This window comes from Barnesiella sp. CU968, from assembly GCF_905219685.1.
GTDB lineage: Bacteria > Bacteroidota > Bacteroidia > Bacteroidales > Muribaculaceae > Lepagella > Lepagella muris_A.
The window spans coordinates 1-2424 of sequence record NZ_CAJMXD010000419.1 but is presented as its reverse complement, the minus strand read 5'-3'; the positions used below and the strand labels follow the sequence as shown (position 1 = coordinate 2424).

2 protein-coding genes are annotated in these 2424 nt (G+C 38.7%); one reads left to right on the top strand and one right to left on the bottom strand.

Annotation, left to right across the window (positions count from 1 at the left end):
* The first annotated feature begins 600 nt into the window (after positions 1-600).
* On the top strand, positions 601-1461 hold the full coding sequence (locus tag JX312_RS12285; protein ID WP_370541507.1) for a GLPGLI family protein: 861 nt from the start codon (positions 601-603) through the stop codon (positions 1459-1461).
* Positions 1462-1665: 204 nt separating this feature from the next.
* On the opposite strand, the gene JX312_RS12280 is transcribed toward JX312_RS12285, so the two are convergent.
* Positions 1666-1989: a DUF4491 family protein gene (locus JX312_RS12280; RefSeq protein WP_123407358.1), complete on the bottom strand. Its 324-nt coding sequence runs from the start codon at positions 1987-1989 to the stop codon at positions 1666-1668.
* Positions 1990-2424: the final 435 nt, after the last annotated feature.

Below are 2424 nucleotides of genomic sequence, written 5' to 3'. Positions count from 1 at the left end.
TCGTGAATCTTGTGGCTTCCTTGAGGCCTTTTATGGTTGTTTTCACCGAGTCTCATCGGTCACATAGCCCGCGATGCTCCCTCTTCGACTCGTAAAAACTCCTCATAAAATCCTCTCAATGAACCTCACAATTAAATTTAAACAGTTTCTAAGCAATGCGTAATTTTTTAGATCAGGATTTCTTATTTGCCGGTCACTGATTATGGGTATCAGCAGGGGAGAGGTGCTATATTTAATTACTTATATTTAAGTATTGATGTGTTGTAGAATAATATCTAATTTTGCATCAGAAAAATGGAGTTCTTAAATCTGAAAGAATTACGGCTCCATTGCCATAGTTTGAAAGTTAGATCGAAAGTTTTTGAGAAATTATAACCACGTAAGTCAATTAAAATATTCCCGCATGGCGCTGAGAAGCGAAATGCGGGAATCATTATATTTAAGGAATGCGATCTAAAAATTTGACATCGTAAAGCTGATTTGACAAGCATTATTTTGTAAAAATCTTCAACTTTTAAACAAATGTTGAGTTCCGGTTCTGAAAAAAACTTAACTTTGCATCATAATAGTATATTGAATAATTCTTAATCACACTTGATCATGAAATGTAGAGCGCTATCATTCTTAATGTGCATTGTGACAATATCTGCAATGGCACAGAACAAGGCTGATATAATTGTCAGTTATGATTTCAAGACACCGTGTGCTTCGGGTGGTGTGCGTATAAATAAAATGACTCTACTTGCCAACAGTTCAGAATCCAAGTATTTCAATGATATAAGCCTGTGGACGGACTCACTGAAATCGACTCCAGGAGGAAGGGCAAAATATGATGAAATTATCCGCGCCAACTGCCTGGTAAAAGATCCGGAAGGATACGAGTATTGGGATTTAACCAAAGGTCCGGTGAAGAACATCTACACATACGTTTTCAATAACGTCGCAGACGAAACACTAACACATTACGATGAATGGGGCGATGAACTGATGTATTACACTGAGCCTCTCGCTGAAATTCAATGGAGATTGGTGCCAGACTCTGTATCGCCCGTCATAGGCTATGAATGTCAGATGGCAGAGGCTGATTATCATGGCAGACATTGGAAGGTTTGGTTCACAACAGACCTCCCTCTTCCTTTCGGTCCGTGGAAATTTCGCGGTCTTCCGGGTTTGGTTTTGAAAGCTGAGACCGAAGGTGGCTTTTCATTTACTGCGACAGGGTTACAGGGAACCGACAGGATTATATCGCAGATATATTCCTCGAATGAGTATAAGAAAACAGATCGCAGGAAGGCTCTTGCCGACCATGAATATTTTGAGAACAATCAGGAGGCGATACTCAAAGCACAGAATGGGGGACAGGCAAAAATAACATACACAGACAGTGCCGGTAACGAAATAGCTCCACCGGTTTATGAAGCCCAGAAACACAGTCTTGAACCAGACTACAAAATGAAATGAAAAAGATTATCACATCAATCATTGTGTTCTTTGTTGCGATAGCTACAATGGCACAGACAGCTGACATAGAGGTCAGCTACAATTACAAGTATAAGCACAAATTCCGAACTTGATTTTCTTGGAACGGACTATTGTTAAACAACTTAATCATCCTGATAATAAAGTCCTCTGCATGTGATGTCGGAGACTTGGCATACCGCTGTATCAGAAACGCGATTTTTTAGAGTTGCCTGTACGTTTGGGGTTTGCAGGAAACCATCCTTTGCGCACGCGCTCTTTCTGCTCAAAAACTTCCCATATGCTCCAAAATGATGAGAACGCGATTACTGCAAATACAGCGGACAGGAAAACGCCTTCAGTCATTAATGCCGCTATAGATGCCACAACACCCAACAGGGCAAATATATAGTTGACTTTTAGTCCTAAATAATACTCACCCTTAATTACAAGAGGATGGAATATGCCGATTATGAGAAATGTACAGGCTCCGATTGCAAGTCCTTGCCAGTTCAATATTGAAAGATCCATAATTAGAAATTTGTTAAACAATTTAATGGAATAGAAATATTATGATTGCTGTTCCGAATTTCTTACAAAGTTAATATTCTTATACTTTACTACAAAATATCTGTGAGGGTTTGGATTTAAATTTAAATTTAAATTTAAATTTCAATTTCAATTTCAATTTCAAACATTCTCTACAGACAGGGTTTATACGAGAGTTGCAGAGGGTTCTGCGGAGTGGTTCTGCAGCTGGGAATACTCAATATTAGGTATTGACGAATATTTGTATTTTTAGTAATTTTGTGAGTATTTGTCAAACGTCATTCCGACATACAAGACAGATGTTTCGAGCCGATCGGTTTTCAACGACTCTTTTAATTAGTTAATAGGGTGTTCAGTTCTATGTTCCAAAATTAACTCACATTATTGAGTGTCCTGGAACGCAGAACCACCCGATTC

Excerpts from the sequence above, each read along its gene's own strand:
- JX312_RS12285 (WP_370541507.1), top strand. The coding sequence starts at position 601 with ATGAAATGTAGAGCGCTATCATTCTTAATGTGCATTGTGACAATATCT.
- JX312_RS12280 (WP_123407358.1), bottom strand. The coding sequence starts at position 1,989 with ATGGATCTTTCAATATTGAACTGGCAAGGACTTGCAATCGGAGCCTGT.